The sequence below is a fragment of the Erysipelothrix rhusiopathiae genome, from assembly GCF_900637845.1.
Lineage (GTDB): Bacteria > Bacillota_I > Bacilli_A > Erysipelotrichales > Erysipelotrichaceae > Erysipelothrix > Erysipelothrix rhusiopathiae.
This window is the reverse complement of the sequence record NZ_LR134439.1, coordinates 1,122,871-1,146,584: the sequence shown is the minus strand read 5'-3', so window position 1 is coordinate 1,146,584 and position 23,714 is coordinate 1,122,871. Positions and strand designations below refer to the sequence as shown.

Sequence of the window (23,714 nt, the reverse complement as noted above, 5' to 3'; positions counted from 1 at the left end):
CCTAACTTTAATCCAATAATCTTACAGTATTAAGATGGTAATTATTATGTACTACAACATCTTACAATGACGTGACTAAATCCTCAAAAAAACGAATCATTAACCACATGTAACGTCAATTGGTGGGAATGAAAGAGCCTCTTTTTTCTAAACTATCATATCACAAAGATTTCTATAGGACACGAATTATGATAGCGAATATTCAAGATGACAAGAATTGCGATAAAAACACCTATTCGGAAATAGGTGTTAGTGTATTCATCATATTTGTTTGATTTTTCTCGTTAAACTGGTTCATATAGAGTTCGTAATATCGTCCTTTTTGGCTCATAAGACTGTGATGATTTCCATCTTCCAGTATCTGACCTTTATCAATGACAAGAATTCGATCTGCATTCACAATCGTTGAAAGACGGTGAGCGATTATGAAACTTGTTTTCTCTTTAAGTACCGTTTCGACTGCATTCTGAATGATGGCCTCAGTTTCTGTATCGATTGAAGCTGTTGCTTCATCGAGAATAAAGATTGATGGATCAACAAGTATTGCTCGTGCAAACGAAATTAACTGTTTTTGTCCCGTAGACAATCGGTTTCCTCCTTCACCAACATCCGTTTGATAACCATCTTCGAGTTCCATGATGAAGCGATGCGCATCAACAAGTTTTGAAGCCTTTATCACGTCTTCATCCGATGCGTCTGGTTTTCCATAGGCAATATTATCTCGAACAGATCCAGAGAAAAGATGCGGTGCTTGCAAGACATATCCAAGGTGAGAATGAAGCCAGCCAATCGAGCGATCTCGATAATCAACACCATCAATCAGTATCGAACCAGAAATCGGTTCATAAAAACGACATATTAAGTTAACAATCGTCGATTTACCACTTCCCGTTTCACCGACTAAAGCAATGCGTTGCTTCGGTTGCACGGTCAGATTAAATTTATTTAGGATAGGCTCTGATGCCTGATAATAAAAATCAACATCTTTAAATTCAATATCTCCCACTATTGGTTCATAAACGGATTCGTTGGGATTTAAGATGGTTCCGTACTTTTCAATAACATCTGGACGATCAACGAGCGTTGAATCTTGTTCCAACAATGAGAGTACACGTTCCGCAGAAGCCTGCGCCATTTGTAATTGTGCAAACACGTTACTGATGTTTCGTAACGGTTCAAAGAACCGTTCTGCATACTGGGTAAATAATATTAAAGTCCCAATTTGGATAACACCTTGTAATGCCATGTTACCCCCAACGTAAATAATGCCAGCATTTCCCAGTGAAGAAATAAGGGTAATCAAAGGCATATAAAGTGCACTCAGAATAACAGCATGAATCGATTTGGAGCGCATTGCCATCGTGTTATTTTTAAATTCACTATAATGTATCGCTTCCAAGCCCATTGTCTTTGTGGTCTTTGCGCCGGTAATCCCTTCACTGAATCCGTGTGTTATTTTTGAATTTTCAGCACGAACACTGCGATAGTTTTGAAGAATGCGCTTTTGAAACCAAGCACTCACAAAGTAAACCATCGGTACGATTACAAGGATAATTAGAGCGAGTTTCCAATTTACAGTAAACATCACAATCAGTAACAAGATCATCACCAAAAACCCCCATACAAGGTCATTAAAACTCCAGGAAAGTATTTCGGATAGTCGTGATACATCACTGGTCATCCGAGCCATAATCCATCCTGTTGGCGTTTTATCATAGTACGAAAAGGGAAGCGTCTGAAGTTTCTCCATAACATTTTGACGGATTTGATAACTAATATCCATCTCAATAAGACCACTGCGATAGATGAACTCGTAAATTAAAAATGCTTGAACCGCAACCAAGCCTCCATAAAGTAGCGTAAACTTCAAAATCGTTTCGGTTGATCCATGCCCTTGATAGAAAACATCAATGGCGTAACGATTTAGAACCGGTAGGATGACTCCAATAACCGCTTCCAACAAAACAAAAAATAAAGCTAAAAATAGATTCTTCTTATTTTCAAGTAACATCTTTAGGATTTTCTTCCAAAGTCCCACATCTAATTTTTCTGAAGTGAATTGCTCTTCTTCTCTATAACTCATACAATGCACCTCCTTTCTGATTCGTTTGGATATCATAAATATTTCGGTACAAACCATCAACTTCCAATAAGCTATCATGAGTACCAATTTGTTTGATCTCACCATCTAGAACAACAATAATTTTGTCTGCATTTTGTGCACTGTTTATACGATGGGTAATGATGATAGACGTTGCATTTTTAGTATGATTCAATGATTCTCGAATTGACGCATCTGTTTGCGAATCCAAAGCAGACAAGGAATCATCAAAGATTAAAATTGGTGTATTGGCAATAAGTGTTCTCGCAATCGCAACACGTTGTTTTTGTCCACCCGATAAGGTAACACCTTTTTCACCCACTGGTGTTTCATACCCAAGATCAAAAGATGTAATCACATCGTGAATTGACGCGACACGGGATGCATCGTAGACATCTTGTTCTGAGGCATGAGGTATCGCAATTCGAATATTTTCAAAAAGTGTTTTCGAATATAAATAAGGCTCTTGAAGAACAAGTCCTACGTTTTTTCGAAGATAGCTTTTTGAAATATCATTAATATCAATGCCATCAATTCGAATAGTCCCTGAAGTGACATCATAAATGCGGGTAAGTAAATGAACTAAACTCGATTTACCACTTCCGGTCGGTCCCATAATCGCAACCGTTTCACCGGGATTAATTTTGAAATTTAAATTTTTGAGTATGGGTGTGCTTGCATCATCATATTTAAACGAAACATTATCAAATAAGATTTCACCTTGGATATCAGGGGTTAGACCGGATTCAAGATTTTCAATGGGTAATTCTAAAATTTCATTTAAACGATCAATACTCACACTGACCTTCCCCATATCCGAGAGGGTTCGACCCACATTACGAATTGGCCAAAGCACCATATTTACATAAGAAATAAAAACAATTGCATTCCCAACGGTTAAGTTTCCCGCACGCACTTCAAAAATACTTGCGATAAGAACAATCAAGGTTTGCATAAAACAGAGCAAGTCCGAAGTTCCCCAATAAACACCGAGAAGTCGAATCATTTCTTTGGTAATCGAAGCATATTCTTTATTTTTAACCTCGAATTTTTCAACTTCAAACTGTTCTTGATTAAACGCTTTCACAACACGTACTGCATCCATACTCTCTTGAAAGGTATTCGACAAAGCCGCTTCAGCTTCGTCACTTTTCTTAAATACAGCTTGCATTTTTTTAAAGAATAAAAACGCGAATCCAAAGATGAATGGAAATGAAATCATTGTAATCCATGTCATCTTGGCATTAATTCGAAATAAAACCGTCAGTGCAATGACAACCATCGTTACTGCATACACCAACTCTTGAATTTTCGATTTTAAAAACCGTCCTATTTGATCTACATCACTGGTACAACGTTGGATTAAATCACCCGTTTTAGCGCGTACATGATAGGCATAGGGTAATTTTTGTAAATGATCAAAAACATCATTACGTAAATTTTCTGAGAAATACTCCGAAAAAGAACCAATTGAGTATGAAGCCCAAAAATGAGCAAACCCACTCAAAACATTCAAAATCACAATCACAACACCTACATACCATAAGTGATCACGAACGGAATTCATTCCTCCAAAAAAATCTGTAAACATCATCATCCATGAGGTGTTTATCGGTAAGTCGTTTAAAACATGATCAATTGTATACTGCAGTAAAAGCGGATTCACTAAAAGTACTGCACAATAAATAATTACTGAGAATGCCATCATTATGATTTTATTTCGATGCCCCTCAGTATATTTAAAAATAAATTTAATATTTTTCATATTCACCTCGATATTATATTATCTTCTCCTTTAAGGCTTAAAAAACACATTTCCATGTGTTTTTTATGATATCTATGCTGAAAATAAGTGTGCTAAGAGGCACTTACAGAATCACACAGACAATCATAAGTATTTTGTATACCACAAAATGCGACGCTCGATAATGCAATATTATCATTTTTATTCACTTGGGTTAAAAGGTGCTTACTATTTCTTGGAGACACAAAAGCCCCTTGTTGATTATGAGAGCCAAACATACCATTCGACATAATCGTTAGAAATAAAATAACACACATTAAACATTTATCTGAGCGATTCATAAGTTCCTCCTTTCATTTGTTTATATTTTATCATATATTTCAAAAAAAGTAATCAATACCAAACATCGTAAGTTAGATTTGGTATAATAGATTTGGTGATAAAAATGAAACTTAAAATCGTCGTCACAACAGACGTCCATGGAAATATCTTTCCAACAAATTATACAAGTCGTGAAAACCTTGAAGATTATGGGCTTGCACGCATCAGTACTGCAGTTAAACAGTTCCGAAATGAAGGAAATGTTTTACTTCTTGATAATGGAGATGCCTTTCAAGGCACACCTCTTTTAACCTATGCACATCAACATGCGCAAACGGTAACCAACCCGATGGCACAATGTTTTAATGCAATGAACTATGATTTCATCAATCTTGGGAACCATGATTTTAATTATGGTCCTAAAATTTTAAACAAATATATTAACGAAAATAATGCGCCTTTGCTTACTTCAAATATAGAAATTGAGGGTAATGTACCCGGAAGTACGCAGATTCTTACCTATGAAGGTAAAAAAATAGCGTTAATTGGAGTTTTAACCCAATATATTCCACATTGGGAACGTCCTGCTCATATTAAAAATATGCGTTTTAAAAGTGCTTTTGAACACCTTCAAAAAGAAGTTTTACGTGTGCGAAATGATGTCGATTATGTCATCGCAATGTACCATGGTGGTTTAGAACGGGATCCACAAACCGGTGAACCTACTGAACGACTTACTGGTGAAAATGAAGGTTATGCTATGACTGAGATAGAAGGACTCGATATTTTAATTACAGGTCATCAACACCGTTCTTTTATTGAAACCGTTAATGGTGTTTTAGTAACTCAAAATACCTTTAAAGCAAAAGAATTCATTACTATAGATCTTGATTTAGAAACAGGAAGCACCTCTGCACAACGCCTAAGTGCAGCTGATTATGATATCGACCAAGACCTCCTTGAACCCCTAGAATCTTTACAAAATAAAACACAAACATGGCTGGATCAACCGGTTGGAACCTTAGAAAACATGGATGTGATGATTGATGACGAATTGGATGCACGACTTCATAAGCATCCACTCGTGTCCCTTTTAAATCAGATCCAACTCAAACGTTCGGGTGCGCAAATTTCATCAGTAGCACTCTTTAATGGCGCGCAAGGATTCAATAAATCTATCACTATGCGTGAATTAGTGAGTACTTACCTCTATCCCAACACATTAGTTGTAAAACAAATGAGTGGGAAAGCACTTCGTGAAATGATTGAATTCAGTGCACATTACTTTACCTTAAATGAAGTGCATCAAATTGTACCTTCTCCAGAGTATGTAGAGCCAAAACCTCAACACTATAATTACGATATGCTTGATGGTGTGGACTATACACTTGATATCTCAAAACCAAGAGGCTCTCGAGTTACATCTCTAGTTTATCAAGACAAACCCGTACAAGACGATGATCAATTCACAGTCGTTGTGAATAATTATCGTGCGATGGGTGGCGGAAACTATACAATGGTTGCGGAAAGCGAAACATTGGATGATATTCAAGAAGAAATGGTCGATATCATTATGGATTATTTTGTAGAAAATTCTCCAGTTCATGTAAATCATCGTGATAATATTAAAGTTATTGCCTCAACATAAAATCCTAAAATACAAAGTTTCAAGTTCTTAGAAATTTTGTATTTTTTTTATTCTATCAAAAAAAAATCTTGACACTCGAAAAAAATAAAAGTATTCTAGTTCGTGTACAGTGAGACACCAAGGTGTCTCATTTTGTATTTTTAGGAGGTAATTATGATTAAAGCTATAGTAGGTGCTAACTGGGGCGATGAAGGTAAAGGAAAGCTTACCGATGTATTCGCAAGTGAGTCAGATATCGTCGTTCGATTCCAAGGTGGAAATAACGCAGGTCATACAATTATCAATGATCAGGGCAAGTTTGCACTTAAAATGTTGCCATCCGGTGTTTTTTATAAACATACGATAAATGTTATTGGTAATGGTGTTGCCTTAAACATCCCCGCATTCATTCAAGAATTAGAAGAATTAAAATCACGTGGGGTCCATCCTCAAGTTATTGTAAGTGATCGCGCTCAAATTGTGATGAGTTACCATAAAAATTTTGATGTTTATGAGGAAGCGCGTATGGGTAAAGATCAATTCGGATCCACAAAATCTGGGATTGCTCCTTTTTATTCGGATAAGTACGCAAAGATTGGTTTTCAAGTGTGTGAGTTATACAACGAAGACTGGTTACGCAATAAGATAAATCGCATCTTAGATATAAAAAATACATTATTAGTAAATTTATATCATCAAGAACCTTTATCTGCGGATGCAATTTTTGAAGAATTGATGACATACCGAGACTTAATTGATCCTTTTGTTCGTGATGTCTTTACCTTCTTAAATGAAGCGCATGATATGGGTAAAAACATTCTCTTCGAAGGACAACTTGGTGCATTACGTGATCCAGACTTTGGAATTTATCCCTATTCAACCTCATCATCTACTTTAGCTTACTTTGCAACTATAGGGGCAGGCTTACCTCATCCTATCGATGAAGTATGGGCAGTCACAAAAGCTTATTCAAGTTGTGTCGGTGCTGGTGCTTTTGTCTCAGAAATATTTGGAGATGAAGCGGAAGCATTGCGTAAACGTGGTGGCGATGCCGGAGAATATGGTGTCAACACAAAACGTCCACGCCGAGTTGGTTACTTTGATGCTGTTGCAACGCGATTTGGTTGTAAAACTCAAGGAGCAACTCATGTAGCTCTGACAAACATTGATGTACTTTCTTACCTTGATGAAATCAAAGTCGTTACTGCGTATGAGTATCAAGGGCAACAATCAATGCGTTTTGGAAATATTACAGAACTAGAACAAACACAACCTGTTATTGAAATATTCCCAGGATGGAAAGAAGATATTACTCATATCACCTGCTACGATGATCTTCCTGAAAATTGTAAAAACTATATTAATAAACTCGAAGCGCTCATTGATACAAATATTGCACTTGTTTCAAACGGTCCAAATCGAAACCAAATTATGAAGCGCACTCCTTTACGATAAAGAAAAAAACGAACAGAATCTGTTCGTTTTTTTTATAATCTTCCTTCATCACTACACTTATTGCGTATTGTTCGAGCTGGAATCCCAGCAACAATATCACAACGCGCAACATCTTTGGTCACAACACTACCTGCACCAATGACAGCTTCATCATGAATCATAATATTACCCAGTACTTGTGCTCCAGCACCAACGTGTACTTTATTACCTAAAGTAGGGTGTCGTTTCCCTGGCTCTCTCGATTTACCGCCTAATGTAACTCCGTGATGTATCAAACAATCATCACCGATGATCGCAGTCTGTCCAATAACAACACCGCTACCATGATCAATAATAAATCGACGACCAATTTCTGCACCCGGATGAATTTCAATTTGAGTAAAGAATCGTCCAAGCTGCGAAATAAGCCGTGCCACAAAGAAAAACTTAATACGATAGAAACAATGTGCGATTCGATAAAATCCCATCGCATGGTATCCTGGATAAAGTAAAATAACCTCCAGAACTGATCGTACAGCAGGATCTTGTTTTTTATATGCACGTGCTGTCTCTAAAAATCTCATAAAATACTCCTTATTTTAATTCGAGTAACGCTTCATTGATGAGTTTGAGAACATAGATGCGATCGGCTTCATTATTTTCAAAATCAAGATGATCAACATTAATTTTAAGCATTGGTGAAAGATCGTAATTGTCAAAATAATTACTGTATTCATAATTGAGCTTTTCCCAATATTCACGCTCAACAATCAATTCATAATCTCTTCCACGTTTCTTAATACGATTCATTGCCTCATCAACACTAATCTCAAGATATACCATTAATTTTGGAACATGAACATGTTCAAGCATATTTTGTAATAACTCAGAATAAATTTGAAATTCTTCGTCACTCATTTCTCCACTTAAGTTTAACATACGAGCGAATATTGCGTCCCCATATATGCTTCGATCCATTACCGCTTTACTTACATCTTTCGCTTGTTTGATGTGTTCAAAACGCTTATTTAGGAAAAAAACTTGTAGAGGGAATGAATAACGACAACGGTCATGATAAAACTTATCCAAGACTGGATTATCAACTACCGGTTCTTCAAACTCTTCGTAGCCTTCTTGACCAAGAATGCGCATTAATGAACTTTTTCCAACTCCAACAACACCTTCAATAACTATCATGTCATAAACCTCTTTCCGTGATACATAATTTAATATATCGCTATAATTAAATCCCATAACTCACCACCATCTCATGTCCCTAAGAGACACTCTATCCATAAGTTTAGCTTTGTCATGACAAAAAAGCAAGCCTCTTAACGATAGAGTTTCGTAATTTTATGACATTCATCAACAATCCATTCTCGAAGCCACTCTGGTTTTAAAACTGTAATATGAGAACCACCTTGTAATATAAAATCTTTTACGGCAAGTTCGTTGGAAAATTCAACTTTTAAGACAAAACGATGATCGTCAATCCATGTAATTTCCTGGTGTTCGCCCCAAATATACTCACTGATATAATCTTGTTCAAAAACCTCTAATTCCGCAAATACGGGTTTAATTTTATAACCAAACTTCGAAAAAACATGTTTACTTGATGTCTCATCATCAAAACGAAATATCTCATCACGTAACGATAATTCATGAATTCGATTCACTTTTAGACTTAAGTAACGATTTTTTTCATCATAGCCCAACAAATACCAAAACTTATTCACGATCACAAGTTCATAAGGCTCAAAGATGTATGATCGCTTCTCACGATGATTTTTATTATAGACAATGTCTATACGCAAATGGTTTTCAATAGCGTTCTCAAGCATCTCTATATGTTTTTGATAGAGATTTGGATCGACATTAAGCTTAACCGATTGGAAAGCAGATATGGAAACATTACCACTATAATCTAATTGATGCGATAACTTTGAAATCACCGCAACAAAATCATTACCTAAGGTTGGATTATCTTGTGATAACAAAACCGCAAAAGCTTGCTTCAACATTTTACGTTCATTGCGCTCAAAAGCAAGTGGCTGAAGCTGTGTTTTTGATTCCAATACATAACCACCACCTGGTCCCATTACCGTTGTAATCTCATATCCAACAGATTCAAGCTCGCCTTTCAGACGTTGAACGCCACGCTCACTTATCTCCAAAAGATCCGCAAGCTCTGAAAGGGGAACAACAGAGCGTGCGGATAATACATCTAACATCACAAGTGCGTTACTTAACTTACTCATAAATCGTTTGACCTTCGACAATATAGCAACGTGTTAGCAGATCATTAAATTCTGATTCGCTGCGTGCAATTTGACAAAGTCCTCCAAGCGTAAATTCTGGTAACATATCACTCACCTCAACAATACATTGACGACTTAAAAGCTCACCACGATGAACTGCGCCAGTAAACTCGGTACCGGTATACGTTTGAATAAAAGAAATTTCAAAGTTTAAGTCTAGATCACGACTTACAGTTAACAGATTTGGTTCATTCGATCCAAAATAATCATAAAGTGTTTCAGCACCGGATACAGTTAGATAATGCGCTCCACAATCAGATGAAGCAACTGAATAGTCGTTTGAATAATATGCATTAAATTTTAACTCATTATAGAAATCCTGTGCATCCTCATGGGAATCAAATTTTAGCGTAACGGAAACACAATCTTCAAATGATAATCCAAATCGTTCTGTAAAACGAAGTGCTTGATCATTAATAAATGAGCTCACATCATTTCCTTTCATTGCAATCATCAAATCTTTTAAATTAAATCCTTTTTTCATCTTGTATCACCTCTTGACTTAAGTATACCAACAGTATACGACATTAATGGTCGTATACTCAAGAAATCCCAAAAAAAAAGTGGATTTAGAATCCACTTTTGATTTAATTATTGCCAGATTGTTTGTAAAGAAGTTTTGTATGACTCCATTACGGATTCTGGTGTTTTTGATGTATCAGACAGTAATTCTTCCATCTTCACAGTTGCTTCTGTATAAGCTGCATCTGAGTTTGCGGATACTGGAATTGTAAATACATCTTTCGTAATTTCTTGAATTAATGGTGCAATCATTGAACCACTTTCTAAGTATTCTTTACTTTCGATAACACTTGTACGCACTGGAATATAACCTGTTGATTTAGCCCAGTGTAATTGTGAATCAGCAGATACTAAGAATTTCATGTATTCAAACGCTGCAGTTTTTTGTGCTGGTGTTGCGGATGAGAACATGTATAAGTCAGTACCTTGTTGTAAACTGATTTTTTCAGGACGTTTAACAACGCCAATTTCGAAACGACCGTCTACACCTTTAAGTACGTGTGATTCTCCTGCTGTACTACCAACATTCATTGCAAGTTGACCATTACCAAATGGTCCGGATAAGTATTTGTCAGTTCCTGCGATACGTAGGTAACCATCTTTTACACCTTCTTGGTAGAATGATGCAACTTCAATACTTTCTTTACTTGTAGGATCCATATCCTTATTGAATTCGACGCCTTTATTGATTAATCCTGTAGCATAGTAGTTATTGAGTGAGTCAAAACCTGCTCCCACAATATTTTTCTTTTCATAAACAGTTTTACTTACTTCTTTTAGTTCTTCAAGATTCGTTGGAGCTTTAAGTCCTAATTCATCAAGAAGCGTTTTGTTATAGTAAAGAACTTCTGTTGATTTATTAAATGGCATACCATATGTTACGCCTTCAATTTTACCACCTTCACGGAATCCTTCAACAATATCATTGTAGTCTTTCATTCCGATTGTATCGTTTTCGATATATGGTGTTAAGTCTGTAACAAGTTTATCTACTGACGCATTAAACATCCATGCTGGATATGCTTGTGTCATTGTAGGCAAGTCTTTAGGACTTACAAGTGTTGCAGATAATTTTTGACGTAAATCCGGATAACTTGATTGGTTTTGTAATACAACTTTAACCTTTGGATTTGCAGCCATAAAATCTTCAGTAAGTTTTGTTAATGCTTCTTCTTGTTTACCATTCATTGCATGCCAGAAACGAATTTCTGTTTCTTCTGTTAACTCAGTAACAATATCAGCAGATGCTGTATCATCACCTTTATTTGAACATCCTACAAGAACAAGTAAAGCAAGTAATGCTACTAAAATCTTTTTAATATTTCCCATATTTGTTTTATGTGTCTCCTTTAGATAGTTTCCCCACGGGTTGGTAAATGACGCATTCCATATTTATTCTCAAGTAAATCTGGTCTTAGAGAATGAATTGGAACTAATAACTTCGGTTGAATTAGGCCTACAATACGATCTAAATCTTCAGGGTAAGCATGTCCAGAACACGCTATACGATTAAATTCAATATCGCAATCCTTCAACAACTGAATAAATGGTAAATATGCTGGATCAAATTCTCCTAGCGGCGAAGCGTCGCTATGGATATAGACACCACCTCCTTTAAGGTTTTCGTGATGATCAACAACCTGCCATAGATAATCTCCCTCATCTTCAATCAGTGTATTGTAATCCACTTCAAGATTCTTATCCAGGTTAAAGTTGTTGTCATTGGTATTGTAATACTTACACTCCATATTTAAACACTCTTTCAAGATATTTGCAAAGGATGCTTCGAGTACCACCTCACGTGGACTTTGTCTTACAATCTCAGCTAAACGTTTAACGTTTGCAGGATAGCAATTGAAAGTCACTTGTTTGGTTGGATTACTGTTTACAATATTCACGATTTTCTTAAGTAAATCTGCTTCTGTTTCAATTCGGCCCGTTGCACGGTCCTCTTGAGGGAAGCTTATCGACACACCTTCAATAATAAGCATATCTGTGTTCTTCGCTTGTTCACAATAGTGAAGGGAATCTTCAACATCAAAACCATGAAGTCGTAAATCACCAGTGTAAGCAATATGCATATCCGGTGTTGTAATCAAAAGACCACAAGCACCATAAGCATCATGGTCAACACGACTTAATTCTACTTTGATATCTCCAACTTCAATCACATCATGATTATCACAACCGATAATATCACGTGTAAAGGAATCTGAAGTCTTTGCTCTTGGTAAAATAAAGTCATTTTGTGCATTCAAACTGTTTAATAAAACTTTAGTTTCTTTAAGTGCATACATCGGAATTTTTGGATCTAAGTAATTAACCATACGCGTATGATCAAGATGACAATGACTTAAAAACACAGCTGTATGGGTATAGTTAGGGCCCTTATCGAAGGGATATGTATACCCTAATTCAGGATCATAAACATTCTCTAAATGGGGCACTAAACGATGATCAATTAGTTCTTGAAGCGATTCATTTTTAAGATTTAATTCCGGTTTAAATTCTGTACCGAAATCAAAAAAGATATGTGAATCTTCATACGCTATTTCAATAACAGTACCACCAATTGTAAGGACACCGCTATGAAATGTAATTTTTGTTTTTCTATCCTTTAAGTCCACTCTTCGACACTCCTTTAATAATTTGATTTCTAAATATAAAGTAAATAATCAGCACAGGAATAATCGTTAATGTCGCAGCTGCCATTTGAAGGTGAACATCCGTTCCACTCTCAGTAGCAAATGCGCTCAACCCATTATTCAATAAACGCATACTTGAATCATTTGTAACCAATAGTGGCCACAAGAATGAATTCCAGTGTGAGATAAAGCTTAGAATACCAATGGTAACCAGAGCAGGTTTTGATAAAGGAATCATAATTTTACGAATAAATTCCAAATCAGTACACCCATCAATTTTCGCTGCTTTATAGTATGAAATTGGAATACTTGTTAGATATCCTTTTAGATAGAATATATAGAATACGCTGGCAAGTGATGGAACGATCAACGCAGTATATGTATTCAATAAACCAAGGCGCGCAATCGTCTGATAATTTGTAAAGACTGTTGACTCATACGGTACCATAAGCAAAGATACCATGATTAGAATAATTAGACCTTTGTGTTTAAACTCGAGCTTAACAAGTGCAAATGCAGCCAAAGTTGATGTAATTAAAATTCCAAGTGTACTAATACCTGCAACCACTACAGTATTAATGAAATAACGAACAAACGGTGCAGTTTGAAATACTTCCACAAAGTTGTGGAACTGTGGTGATGCAGGAATTAATGTAGGTGGAATACTTGTTGCTTCTTGATAGGTCATCAAACTTGCGAGAATCATATATACAAATGGAAATAAGGTGATGATCGCCATAACCACAATAAAGATTGTCGCAATTACTTTAAATATCTTAGTTAGTATCATTTTTAAACTTGGTGAAAATTCAGATTTTTCGTTCACGGCTATCTCTCCTCTATCTTCTTCAACACTTTATTCTGAATCAGTGTTAATACAAGAATAAACACAAACAGAAGAATTGTTGCGGCCATAGCCGGACCATATCGATTATCAACATGGAAGGTAGTGAATATATAGAATACGGCAGTTGTCGCACTGTTTGCAATTCCCGCCTTACCATTAAAGATCGCAAAGACTTGAGTATATACTTTAAAGGCATTAATTAAGTTAACTGTTAACAGGAACGTTAAAGTTGGGATAAGTTGAGGCAAAGTTATTCGAAATAATTTTTGAAGTTCCGTTGCACCAAACATATCGGCTACCTTATAGTATTCACGATCAATATTACGAAGGCCTGAAAGTAGAATGATTATATTAAACGCAAGACCATTCCAAATTCCAAAAATGACCAGCGTTGGCAAACTCATCATGATGTCGTCCAAGAAATTAATTGGACCTACATTAATAAAGCTTAATAGAAAGTTAATGAATCCGTAAGAACCATTAAAGAGATAACGGAACACAACCCCAATCGCAATAACACTTGTTAAGTAAGGAATAAAGAAAATTGTTTCAAAGAAACTCTTATTCTTTATTTTCTCAAAAATAAGCAGTGCAATAAACATTGAAATAATTAAACAAATTGGAACTACAAGAAAGGCATAAACTGCAGTATTTCGCATTGCAATATGAAACTTTGGATCTTGTAATACGTATTGGTAATTACTAATACCAGCGGGCTTCAAGTTTGTTAATGTACCTGATTGAAATGACATGATTAACGCGCGGATTAATGGATATATATTAAATAAAGCAATAATCACCAAAGCAGGCAAAAGAAACAACCAAGCTTGTCTTTGATTTTCAGCGCTATACTTAAACTTCTTCATTAGTAGACCCTCTCGCCAGATTCATTAAACATAAAGATACGTGGATAATTGAAATCGCAATTAACGATTGTTGCAGGATCAATTAAAGATTCGATACTTACGATTCCCTTCGCATTTTTTGAACCAATTTTAAAATTAAGGATTCCCTCACGACCAATAAGTTCTACGGTTTCAATTTCCGTATTAAAAATTCCTTGCTCACCGAAAATAATATCTTCTGGACGAACACCTAAAAGATATGTTCCATCAGTTAAATCTGTTTTAATTCGATTTTGTACGAGTGAACTCTTATTGAATTCAAAAGTTTCTCCTACGATTGTGCCATTTTTAACTTCTACAGGAAGAATGTTGATGACAGGATTACCAATAAATTGAGCAACAAATAAATTATTAGGTTCTAAATATAGATTTTGAGGGTCATCATATTGTTGGATAACACCTTCGTTCATTAGAACAATTTTATCACTAATCGATAACGCTTCTTCTTGATCATGCGTTACAAAAATTGTAGTAATGTTAATTTCTTTAACAAGACGACGAATTTCTTCACGAATTTTCAAGCGCAAACGCGCATCAAGGTTACTTAATGGTTCATCAAGTAATAAAATTGAAGGGTTTTGAACTAAAGCACGTGTAATCGCTACACGTTGTTGTTGTCCACCAGACATTGTCCCTGGTTTTTTATTTGCTAATTCTTCAATATCTGTTAACGCCATATATTTACGAGCAATTTTTTCAGCTTCTTCTTTAGGCATTTTTTTATCGCCAACACGTAGTGGGAACATGACATTTTCTAATACTGTCATATGTGGGTAAAGTGCGTAGTTTTGAAATACAAAACCAATATCACGATCTTTAGGATGCTTATCAACCATTGAGACCCCTTCATTGTGAATTGTGCCATCTGTGGGATCGAGTAATCCAGCAATTAAATTTAAAATTGTTGTTTTTCCACAACCACTAGGGCCAAGTAAGCAAACCAAATCACCTTTCTCAATCGAGAATGTAACTTGTTTTAATGCCTCAAAACCATTATCAAACACTTTCCGTAAGTCCTTGACTTCAATCATTCATCTTCCTCCTATAAACATATTATTACGTAATTTTAATATATTCGATATTATTTATTTCGTGAACACCACGAATTTTACGTACAGTTGTTACATCATTATTATAACAGTCAATACATGTATTTGTGTTAAAAACCATTAACAATATTAAATAAACATGTGAAAAAAATATAAACCGTCACATAATCACAACTAAAAGCATATATAAAAAAAGACACTCTAAATAGAGTGTCAAATTACCTGGCGATGAACTATCTTCACTAGCGCGTGGCTAGATATTGTCGCCGCTAAAGTGCTTAACTTCTGTGTTCGAGATGGGAACAGGTGTGACCACTTCGCTAAAATCACCAGATCGTAGTGCATTAGAGAGATGAACTCTCAAAACTGAATAACAGAAATTTGATCTTTTTCGAATCGTTGTATCTTTTGTGATTAAAACCTCGACCTATTAGTATCAGTCAGCTCCACATATCACTATGCTTCCACCTCTGACCTATCAACCTGATCGTCTCTCAGGGGTCTTACTACTTACGTATGGGAAATCTCATCTTGGAGTTGGCTTCGTGCTTAGATGCTTTCAGCGCTTATCCAGTCCATACTTAGCTACCCAGCGATGCCCTTGGCAGAACAACTGGTACACCAGCGGTATGTCCATCCCGGTCCTCTCGTACTAGGGACAGCGCTCCTCAAATTTCCTACGCCCACAACAGATAGGGACCGAACTGTCTCACGACGTTCTGAACCCAGCTCGCGTACCGCTTTAATGGGCGGACAGCCCAACCCTTGGAACCTAATTCAGCTCCAGGATGCGATGAGCCGACATCGAGGTGCCAAACCTCGCCGTCGATGTGAACTCTTGGGCGAGATTAGCCTGTTATCCCCAGGGTAGCTTTTATCCGTTAAGCGACGGCCCTTCCACTCGGAACCGCCGGATCACTAAGCCCGACTTTCGTCCCTGCTCGACTTGTAGGTCTCGCAGTCAAGCACCCTTCTGCCTTTACGCTCGTCGATTGATTTCCAACCAATCTGAGGGTACCTTTGGGCGCCTCCGTTACTCTTTAGGAGGCGACCGCCCCAGTCAAACTGCCCACCTGACACTCTCCCGGTACCGGATCACGGTACGCGGTTAGAACTTCAAACATACAAGAGTGGTATCCCAATGGCGACTCCACATATACTAGCGTACATGCTTCATAGTCTCCCACCTATCCTGTACATGTAGGCTCAAAGTTCAATATCAAGCTACAGTAAAGCTCCATGGGGTCTTTCCGTCTAGTTGCGGGTAACCGGCATCTTTACCGGTACTAAGATTTCACCGAGTCTGCTGCCGAGACAGCGCCCAAATCGTTACACCTTTCGTGCGGGTCGGAACTTACCCGACAAGGAATTTCGCTACCTTAGGACCGTTATAGTTACGGCCGCCGTTCACTGGGGCTTCAGTTCAATGCTTCGAACGAATTCTAACATATTCCCTTAACCTTCCAGCACCGGGCAGGTGTCACCCCCTATACTTCGTCTTGCGACTTTGCAGAGAGCTGTGTTTTAGTTAAACAGTCGCTTGGGCCTCTTCACTGCGGCTCTTACGAGCACCCCTTCTCCCGAAGTTACGGGGTCATTTTGCCGAGTTCCTTGGCAACAGTTCTCTCGCTCACCTTAGGATTCTCTCCTTGCCTACCTGTGTCGGTTTTGGTACGGGCCAATACATAATTAACGCTAGAAACTTTTCTTGAGAGCTGGCATCAGTTACTTCGCTACTTCCTCACGGGTTCACTCCTCGTAACGCCTTTGCTTTGCATGGCGGATTTGCCTACCATACAGCTCCTTCGCTTAAACCAGCACTTCCAGTCGCTGGCATAACCTAGCCTTCTCTGTCATTCCTTCACTTATGTATCGGGTACAGGAATATCAACCTGTTGTCCATCGACTACGCTTTTCAGCCTCATCTTAGGTCCCGACTTACCCAGGGAGGACGAGCCTTCCCCTGGAAACCTTAGGCAATCGGTGTGTCAGATTCTCACTGACATCTCGCTACTCACACCGGCATTCTCACTTCTATACACTCCACTGCTCCTTACGGTACAGCTTCAACGCTGTATAGAACGCTCCCCTACCATTTATTGAAACAATAAATCCATAGTTTCGGTATCATACTTAGCCCCGGTACATTTTCGGCGCAGGGTCACTCGACTAGTGAGCTGTTACGCACTCTTTAAAGGATGGCTGCTTCTGAGCCAACCTCCTAGTTGTCTGTGCATCCCCACATCCTTTTCCACTTAGCATGAATTTTGGGACCTTAACTGATGGTCTGGGCTGTTTCCCTTTCGACTACGGACCTTATCACCCATAGTCTGACTGCCAACTACTATCCACTGGCATTCGGAGTTTGATTATATTCAGTACCCCGAGATGGGGCCATCATACATTCAGTGCTCTACCTCCAGTGGCCTTACATTGACGCTAGCCCTAAAGCTATTTCGGGGAGAACCAGCTATATCTGAGTTCGATTGGAATTTCTCCGCTAGCCACAACTCATCCGCCAGCTTTTCAACGATGGTCGGTTCGGTCCTCCATTTGGTTTCACCCAAACTTCAACCTGGTCATGGCTAGATCACTCAGTTTCGGGTCTACCACAATGTACTATATCGCCCTATTAAGACTCGCTTTCGCTTCGGCTCCGTCTCTTCAACTTAACCTCGCACATTATGAGTAACTCGCCGGTTCATTCTACAAAAGGCACGCCATCACCCATTAACGGGCTCTGACTTCTTGTAAGCATACGGTTTCAGGATCTATTTCACTCCGCTTCCGCGGTTCTTTTCACCTTTCCCTCACGGTACTGGTTCACTATCGGTCACTAAGGAGTATTTAGCCTTACCGGGTGGTCCCGGTTGATTCCGACAAGGTTTCTCGTGCCTCGCCGTACTCAGGATACCACTAGAGTATCTTACGCTTTCGTCTACAGGGTTTGCACCTTCTTTGACTGGCCTTTCAATGCCATTCGACTAGCTTCGATATCCCACGTTGTGGTCCTACTACCCCATCACGAAGATGGTTTGGGCTTTTCCCGTTTCGCTCGCCACTACTCAGGGAATCACTTTTGTTTTCTTTTCCTCTTGCTACTAAGATGTTTCAGTTCGCAAGGTTGCCTCATCATAAACTATGTATTCATTTATGTGTAATACTGCATAACCAGTATTGGGTTTCCCCATTCGGATACCCCCGGATCGTTGTGTACGTACCACTCCCCGAGGCATTTCGCTGTTAGTCGCGTCCTTCATCAGCTCTTAGTGCCTAGGCATCCACCGTACGCCCTTACATATTTAATCACATGTAATTTCGCGCCCTAATTCTTAAAATCAGGTTTTTTTTAACGCTTATCGCTTGATAAGCTGTGTGTTTGCTTTGATTGCTTACTTAATTGCTTAAGTTACTGTTTTTGTTTAACTTGATGTAAATCTAGTTTTATACAACTATTCGAAAAGATCATGTTGATAACATTTATTTCTTTGTCTATCTCTTTTTCTTTTCTGTTATTCAGTTTTCAAAGATCATTTTTCTTGAGATTCCAACGGACTCTCAAAACTAAACAGGAAACTTTAGGTGTCAACTTCACGTCTTTCTAATTACTCCTTAGAAAGGAGGTGATCCATCCCCACCTTCCGGTAGGGATACCTTGTTACGACTTAACCCCAATCATCGATCCTACCTTCGACGGCTCCCTCCTAGTAAACTAGGTTAGGCCACCGGCTTCGGGTATTACCAACTCTCATGGTTTGACGGGCGGTGTGTACAAGGCCCGAGAACGTATTCACCGCGGCATTCTGATCCGCGATTACTAGCGATTCCGACTTCATGGAGTCGAGTTGCAGACTCCAATCCGAACTGAGACGTACTTTCTGAGATTCGCTCCGCATCGCTGCTTCGCTGCCCTCTGTATACGCCATTGTAGTACGTGTGTAGCCCAGATCATAAGGGGCATGATGATTTGACGTCATCCCCACCTTCCTCCGGTTTATCACCGGCAGTCTCTTTAGAGTCCCCAACTTAATGCTGGTAACTAAAGACAAGGGTTGCGCTCGTTGCGGGACTTAACCCAACATCTCACGACACGAGCTGACGACAACCATGCACCACCTGTATCCGCCATAACTATTACACATCTCTGTGCTTTTGCGCGGTATGTCAAGACCTGGTAAGGTTCTTCGCGTTGCTTCGAATTAAACCACATACTCCACCGCTTGTGCGGGCCCCCGTCAATTCCTTTGAGTTTTACGCTTGCGCGCATACTCCCCAGGCGGGATACTTATTGCGTTAACTACAGCACTGAATTTCTCCAACACTTAGTATCCATCGTTTACGGCGTGGACTACTAGGGTATCTAATCCTATTTGCTCCCCACGCTTTCGAGCCTCAGCGTCAGTTACAGGCCAGTTAGCCGCCTTCGCCACTGGTGTTCCTCCATATATCTACGCATTTTACCGCTACACATGGAATTCCACTAACCTCTCCTGCACTCTAGTCTACCAGTTTCTATGGCATCACGGGGTTAAGCCCCGAACTTTAACCATAAACTTGATAAACCGCCTGCGCTCCCTTTACGCCCAATAATTCCGGATAACGCTTGCCACCTACGTATTACCGCGGCTGCTGGCACGTAGTTAGCCGTGGCTTTCTGGTAAGGTACCGTCATATAAGAAGCATTCCCTCTTCCTATCGTTCTTCCCTTACAACAGAGCTTTACAACCCGAAGGCCGTCTTCACTCACGCGGCGTTGCTCGGTCAGGGTTTCCCCCATTGCCGAAAATTCCCTACTGCTGCCTCCCGTAGGAGTCTGGGCCGTGTCTCAGTCCCAGTGTGGCCGGTCACCCTCTCAGGTCGGCTACGCATCATCGTCTTGGTAAGCCGTTACCTTACCAACTAACTAATGCGCCATAAGCCCATCTCGTTGTGATGTATCCCATCTTTAATTAATCTAAGATGTCTTAGATTAACGTATCCGGTATTAGCAGAAGTTTCCCTCTGTTATCCCAGGCATCGAGGCAGGTTGCTTATGTATTACTCACCCGTTCGCCACTAAGTTCCAAGGAGCAAGCTCCTCTTCACTTCGTTCGACTTGCATGTATTAGGCACGCCGCCAGCGTTCATCCTGAGCCAGGATCAAACTCTCCATTTGATTCTTTCTCTTTTTAACTCTGACGAGTTTTGTTTATTAATTTATCCGTATTTCTTTTTGAAATTGACGTTTCCTGTTTAGTTTTCAAAGACCATTTTCTGCACTCGGTTTCCCTTAGCGCTTGTATATAATACCACCCTCTTTAGCCACCGTCAACACTATTTTCACTTTATTTTGTTTTATTTTGTTTGGTTCTTTTACATCACGAATCAATAATATTTTCTTCCTTATATATAAGCACTACAACAAACAAAAGAAAATAAAGAAAAAAGGCATTGCTGCCTTAGATTGTTTCTACATAATTATCGTCATATGATGCAAACATATTTAATAAATCAGTTTTCGTAAGTTTGGATTTTTCATCATTTGAAATATCACGGATGATCGTACCATTATGAAACATCAATAATCGCGTACCATAATCGAGTGCATGCTGTAGATTATGCGTTACCATAATGGTCGTAATTTTTCGTTTGCTTACCATCTCCTGAGTAAGTTTAATGATGGATTCCGAACTTTTTGGATCAAGTGCTGCTGTATGCTCATCAAGAAGTAATAAGTTTGGATTATTCATTAAAGCCATGAGTAATGACAACGCTTGGCGCTGCCCTCCTGAAAGTTGACCAACTTGGACATGTAATTTATCTTCAAGTCCTAAATCTAGCGATTTCAATAACGCGATAAATTCTGATTCTTTTTTATGGTTAATCGCCTTTTTTAAACTCATGAGTTTCCCTTTATTTGAAGCAAGAGACAGATTTTCCAACACAGTTAGCGAAGGTGATGTTCCGGCCATCGGATCTTGGTATACGCGTGAAATTGTTTTAAAACGTTCGTGATTCTTCATTTTTAGAAGATTATGACCCATAAATATCAAGTTACCTTCATCAGGATCGATTTGGCCACATACTAAATTGAGTAACGTTGATTTTCCACTACCATTCGAGCCAATAATTGTGACAAACTCACCCTCATCAACTTGAAGATTCACATTTTGGTAAAGTTTCGTCTCCATGGGGGTATTTCGATTGAACGCTTTTGAAATGTTATTAAGCTGTAACATGTCGTTTCTCCTTCGTATCCATATGTTTTGGAAGTTTAATTTTATTCAGCATAATTGCTCCGATGAAGATTGCAACAGTCATCAGTTTCATGAACTGTGCATCAATTCCCATTCGAATTGCAAATGCTACAATTAGACGGTAAACAATTGCTCCAAAAATAACCATTGTTGTTGATTTTAATTTAGTTCTTCCTAAAATTGTTGTTCCTAAAATTACAGAAGATAATCCCAGGACAACCATTCCCGTTCCAAGCGAGATATCAAAGTATTTATTCACTGAAACAGCCAATCCACCACTAAATGCAACAATCGCATTCGCTAAAGCCAAGCCCATGATTTTCACTACACCAACATTGTGGCCAAGTGAGGTAACCAGTTGTTCATTGTCGCCCGTAACTTTGAGTAAATAGCCCGTTTTAGTTGTCAACAGTTGATCAATGATTACCTTTATTATAAGTACCAGAACCGCCATGATAATGAGTTGAAAGTTATTAATTATAAAATTGGGTGCTCCGATTTGTTCTAACCATTGCGTAGAAAAGATTGTTTCAAATTTAAAAAGCGGAATGTTAGGTTTTCCTCCAGCTACAACTAAATTGATGGAATAAAGTCCTGTCATCACCAAAATACCACTCAGTAAGGACGATATACCAAATTTAACATGGAATACTCCTGTAACAACACCTGCAGATGCGCCCGCAATTGTTGAAATGAGTAATGCTAACCACGGATTAAATCCATTAAGAATTAAAATAGCACTCACAGCTGCCCCCAGTGGATATGTTCCATCGACGGACAAATCCGGAATATCTAAAATTTTATAGGAGATAAGAACTCCCATCGACAAAATTCCGTATAGAAATCCTTGAATTAAGATGTCTGAAATAAATGAAGCATTAATAAGTCCCATTATTGAATTACCGCCCTTTCACGTACCGTTTCTGGAATACTGATACCAAGTTTCGATGCAACGTTCTCACTTACGAATAATTCCGTTTGTTCGGAAACATAAACTGGAATTGATGAAATCGCTGATCTATTTACTAAAATTTCGTAAGCCATTTCCCCAGCTTTTTCGCCAAGTTGTTTATAACTTACCGAATCTGAAGCGAGAATGCCTTGATCAAACTGTCCAACCTCTGCCATAAATACAGGTTTATTGGCACCATTTGCAGTATCTACCACAAGTCCAGTAGCAGCAGCAATCATATTATCGTTTACGATATAAATTGCATCGGTCTCTTGAACTAATTGTTGTGTTGCAATCGCAATCTCGTTAGCCTGACTTACACCTTTTTCAATTACATTAATTTCTAAATCTTGTGCAATACCACGCACTTCATCAATCTGATTTCTACTATTAATTTCGCTTGTATTGAATAATATTCCTATATTTTTAGCGTCGGGAAGCATTTCTTTGATCAGCGCAACTTGTTTCGACAGCGGCGGTAAATCACTAACCCCTGTTAAGTTGCCTCCCGGTTGCATTAAATCATCGACTAATCCTGCTTGTTTCGCATCCGATACAGCACTGAAGATGACTGGGATTTCTGTTTTTTCAACTGCATTCATCGCTGCTTGAGCAGCTGGTGTTGCAATTACAAATATTAGATCAACAGAATCACGTACAAACTGATTTGCAATGAGATGTGCAGTACCGACATCCTCATTCGCATTTTTAACTTCCAGTGAAATCTTATCGGTCAAGCCATGATCATCAAGACCTTTTTTAAATCCTTCTAATGAATCTGCTAGCGCTGGGTGTTCAGCCCATTGAATAACACCGATTCTCATTTCCTTCTGTTTACTATCCATGCACCCTGTAAGTACAAGTGCTCCTATGAGCATCAATATTATTTTTTTCATTTTTTTCTCCTCTTTCAATCCAACAAAAAAGCCATGTACAGAAATCTACACGGCTTTGTTAAGTTGATACGAGATTGATGGGAGCCTGTAGATTTTAGTAACACAAAATAGCTAATA

General features: G+C 38.4%; 17 protein-coding genes and 3 rRNA genes. 2 read left to right on the top strand and 18 right to left on the bottom strand.

Going from position 1 to position 23,714, the window contains the following annotated elements; translation table 11 throughout:
- Positions 1-232: 232 nt before the first annotated feature.
- The 3 genes from EL194_RS05605 to EL194_RS05595 all read right to left on the bottom strand — a co-directional run bounded on the left by EL194_RS05605 (position 233) and on the right by EL194_RS05595 (position 4,186).
- Positions 233-2,083: an ABC transporter ATP-binding protein gene (locus EL194_RS05605; RefSeq protein WP_003773007.1), complete on the bottom strand. Its 1,851-nt coding sequence runs from the start codon at positions 2,081-2,083 to the stop codon at positions 233-235.
- On the bottom strand, positions 2,073-3,866 hold the full coding sequence (locus tag EL194_RS05600; protein ID WP_003773006.1) for an ABC transporter ATP-binding protein: 1,794 nt from the start codon (positions 3,864-3,866) through the stop codon (positions 2,073-2,075). The genes EL194_RS05605 and EL194_RS05600 overlap by 11 nt, the downstream gene beginning before the upstream one ends.
- Before the next feature lie 92 nt (positions 3,867-3,958).
- Positions 3,959-4,186 (bottom strand): hypothetical protein, encoded by a 228-nt coding sequence (locus tag EL194_RS05595; RefSeq protein ID WP_013852665.1) that lies wholly within the window; start codon positions 4,184-4,186, stop codon positions 3,959-3,961.
- A gap of 104 nt (positions 4,187-4,290) precedes the next feature.
- On the opposite strand from EL194_RS05595, the gene EL194_RS05590 reads away from it, so the two are divergent.
- Together EL194_RS05590 and EL194_RS05585 are read left to right on the top strand one after the other, a co-directional pair.
- Positions 4,291-5,814, top strand: a complete 1,524-nt coding sequence (locus EL194_RS05590) for a bifunctional metallophosphatase/5'-nucleotidase (RefSeq protein ID WP_003773005.1) — start codon at positions 4,291-4,293, stop codon at positions 5,812-5,814.
- Positions 5,815-5,967: 153 nt separating this feature from the next.
- Complete coding sequence (locus tag EL194_RS05585) at positions 5,968-7,248, top strand: adenylosuccinate synthase (RefSeq protein ID WP_003773004.1); 1,281 nt, start codon at positions 5,968-5,970, stop codon at positions 7,246-7,248.
- Between the two features lie 32 nt (positions 7,249-7,280).
- On the opposite strand, the gene cysE is transcribed toward EL194_RS05585, so the two are convergent.
- The 15 genes from cysE to EL194_RS05510 form a co-directional block, all read right to left on the bottom strand.
- Entirely contained in the window at positions 7,281-7,811 is a 531-nt protein-coding gene (gene cysE, locus EL194_RS05580; protein ID WP_003773002.1) for a serine O-acetyltransferase, read from the bottom strand.
- 10 nt (positions 7,812-7,821) lie between these two features.
- Positions 7,822-8,424: a deoxynucleoside kinase gene (locus EL194_RS05575; protein WP_232012986.1), complete on the bottom strand. Its 603-nt coding sequence runs from the start codon at positions 8,422-8,424 to the stop codon at positions 7,822-7,824.
- A gap of 134 nt (positions 8,425-8,558) precedes the next feature.
- Positions 8,559-9,485, bottom strand: a complete 927-nt coding sequence (locus tag EL194_RS05570) for a helix-turn-helix transcriptional regulator (RefSeq protein WP_003773000.1) — start codon at positions 9,483-9,485, stop codon at positions 8,559-8,561.
- Complete coding sequence (locus EL194_RS05565; RefSeq protein ID WP_003772999.1) at positions 9,478-10,029, bottom strand: hypothetical protein; 552 nt, start codon at positions 10,027-10,029, stop codon at positions 9,478-9,480. The genes EL194_RS05570 and EL194_RS05565 overlap by 8 nt, the downstream gene beginning before the upstream one ends.
- A gap of 107 nt (positions 10,030-10,136) precedes the next feature.
- On the bottom strand, positions 10,137-11,396 hold the full coding sequence (locus tag EL194_RS05560; protein WP_003772998.1) for an ABC transporter substrate-binding protein: 1,260 nt from the start codon (positions 11,394-11,396) through the stop codon (positions 10,137-10,139).
- Between the two features lie 20 nt (positions 11,397-11,416).
- Positions 11,417-12,694, bottom strand: a complete 1,278-nt coding sequence (locus tag EL194_RS05555; protein WP_003772996.1) for an MBL fold metallo-hydrolase — start codon at positions 12,692-12,694, stop codon at positions 11,417-11,419.
- The gene (locus EL194_RS05550; RefSeq protein ID WP_003772995.1) at positions 12,678-13,538 is read right to left on the bottom strand and encodes a carbohydrate ABC transporter permease; all 861 of its coding nucleotides are present in this window, start codon (positions 13,536-13,538) and stop codon (positions 12,678-12,680) included. Before EL194_RS05550 ends, EL194_RS05555 begins: the two co-directional genes overlap by 17 nt.
- A 2-nt stretch (positions 13,539-13,540) precedes the next feature.
- The gene (locus EL194_RS05545) at positions 13,541-14,425 is read right to left on the bottom strand and encodes a carbohydrate ABC transporter permease (protein ID WP_003772994.1); all 885 of its coding nucleotides are present in this window, start codon (positions 14,423-14,425) and stop codon (positions 13,541-13,543) included.
- On the bottom strand, positions 14,425-15,495 hold the full coding sequence (locus EL194_RS05540; RefSeq protein WP_003772993.1) for an ABC transporter ATP-binding protein: 1,071 nt from the start codon (positions 15,493-15,495) through the stop codon (positions 14,425-14,427). Before EL194_RS05540 ends, EL194_RS05545 begins: the two co-directional genes overlap by 1 nt.
- Positions 15,496-15,733: 238 nt before the next feature.
- Positions 15,734-15,847 (bottom strand): 5S ribosomal RNA (gene rrf / locus EL194_RS05535).
- A gap of 76 nt (positions 15,848-15,923) precedes the next feature.
- Positions 15,924-18,821, bottom strand: a 23S ribosomal RNA gene (locus EL194_RS05530).
- A gap of 308 nt (positions 18,822-19,129) precedes the next feature.
- Positions 19,130-20,668 (bottom strand): 16S ribosomal RNA (locus EL194_RS05525).
- The 16S, 23S and 5S rRNA genes sit together here, the layout of an rRNA operon.
- 283 nt (positions 20,669-20,951) lie before the next feature.
- On the bottom strand, positions 20,952-21,731 hold the full coding sequence (locus tag EL194_RS05520) for an ABC transporter ATP-binding protein (RefSeq protein ID WP_003775420.1): 780 nt from the start codon (positions 21,729-21,731) through the stop codon (positions 20,952-20,954).
- Positions 21,718-22,641, bottom strand: coding sequence for an ABC transporter permease (locus EL194_RS05515; RefSeq protein WP_003775423.1), 924 nt, complete (start codon positions 22,639-22,641; stop codon positions 21,718-21,720). Before EL194_RS05515 ends, EL194_RS05520 begins: the two co-directional genes overlap by 14 nt.
- Positions 22,641-23,597: an ABC transporter substrate-binding protein gene (locus EL194_RS05510; RefSeq protein ID WP_034886833.1), complete on the bottom strand. Its 957-nt coding sequence runs from the start codon at positions 23,595-23,597 to the stop codon at positions 22,641-22,643. The genes EL194_RS05515 and EL194_RS05510 overlap by 1 nt, the downstream gene beginning before the upstream one ends.
- Positions 23,598-23,714: the final 117 nt, after the last annotated feature.

Excerpts from the sequence above, each read along its gene's own strand:
- EL194_RS05605 (WP_003773007.1), bottom strand. The coding sequence starts at position 2,083 with ATGAGTTATAGAGAAGAAGAGCAATTCACTTCAGAAAAATTAGATGTG.
- EL194_RS05560 (WP_003772998.1), bottom strand. The coding sequence starts at position 11,396 with ATGGGAAATATTAAAAAGATTTTAGTAGCATTACTTGCTTTACTTGTT.
- EL194_RS05600 (WP_003773006.1), bottom strand. The coding sequence starts at position 3,866 with ATGAAAAATATTAAATTTATTTTTAAATATACTGAGGGGCATCGAAAT.
- EL194_RS05540 (WP_003772993.1), bottom strand. The coding sequence starts at position 15,495 with ATGATTGAAGTCAAGGACTTACGGAAAGTGTTTGATAATGGTTTTGAG.
- EL194_RS05510 (WP_034886833.1), bottom strand. The coding sequence starts at position 23,597 with ATGAAAAAAATAATATTGATGCTCATAGGAGCACTTGTACTTACAGGG.
- EL194_RS05585 (WP_003773004.1), top strand. The coding sequence starts at position 5,968 with ATGATTAAAGCTATAGTAGGTGCTAACTGGGGCGATGAAGGTAAAGGA.
- cysE (WP_003773002.1), bottom strand. The coding sequence starts at position 7,811 with ATGAGATTTTTAGAGACAGCACGTGCATATAAAAAACAAGATCCTGCT.
- EL194_RS05545 (WP_003772994.1), bottom strand. The coding sequence starts at position 14,425 with ATGAAGAAGTTTAAGTATAGCGCTGAAAATCAAAGACAAGCTTGGTTG.
- EL194_RS05570 (WP_003773000.1), bottom strand. The coding sequence starts at position 9,485 with ATGAGTAAGTTAAGTAACGCACTTGTGATGTTAGATGTATTATCCGCA.
- EL194_RS05575 (WP_232012986.1), bottom strand. The coding sequence starts at position 8,424 with ATGATAGTTATTGAAGGTGTTGTTGGAGTTGGAAAAAGTTCATTAATG.
- EL194_RS05590 (WP_003773005.1), top strand. The coding sequence starts at position 4,291 with ATGAAACTTAAAATCGTCGTCACAACAGACGTCCATGGAAATATCTTT.
- EL194_RS05515 (WP_003775423.1), bottom strand. The coding sequence starts at position 22,641 with ATGGGACTTATTAATGCTTCATTTATTTCAGACATCTTAATTCAAGGA.
- EL194_RS05595 (WP_013852665.1), bottom strand. The coding sequence starts at position 4,186 with ATGAATCGCTCAGATAAATGTTTAATGTGTGTTATTTTATTTCTAACG.
- EL194_RS05565 (WP_003772999.1), bottom strand. The coding sequence starts at position 10,029 with ATGAAAAAAGGATTTAATTTAAAAGATTTGATGATTGCAATGAAAGGA.
- EL194_RS05520 (WP_003775420.1), bottom strand. The coding sequence starts at position 21,731 with ATGTTACAGCTTAATAACATTTCAAAAGCGTTCAATCGAAATACCCCC.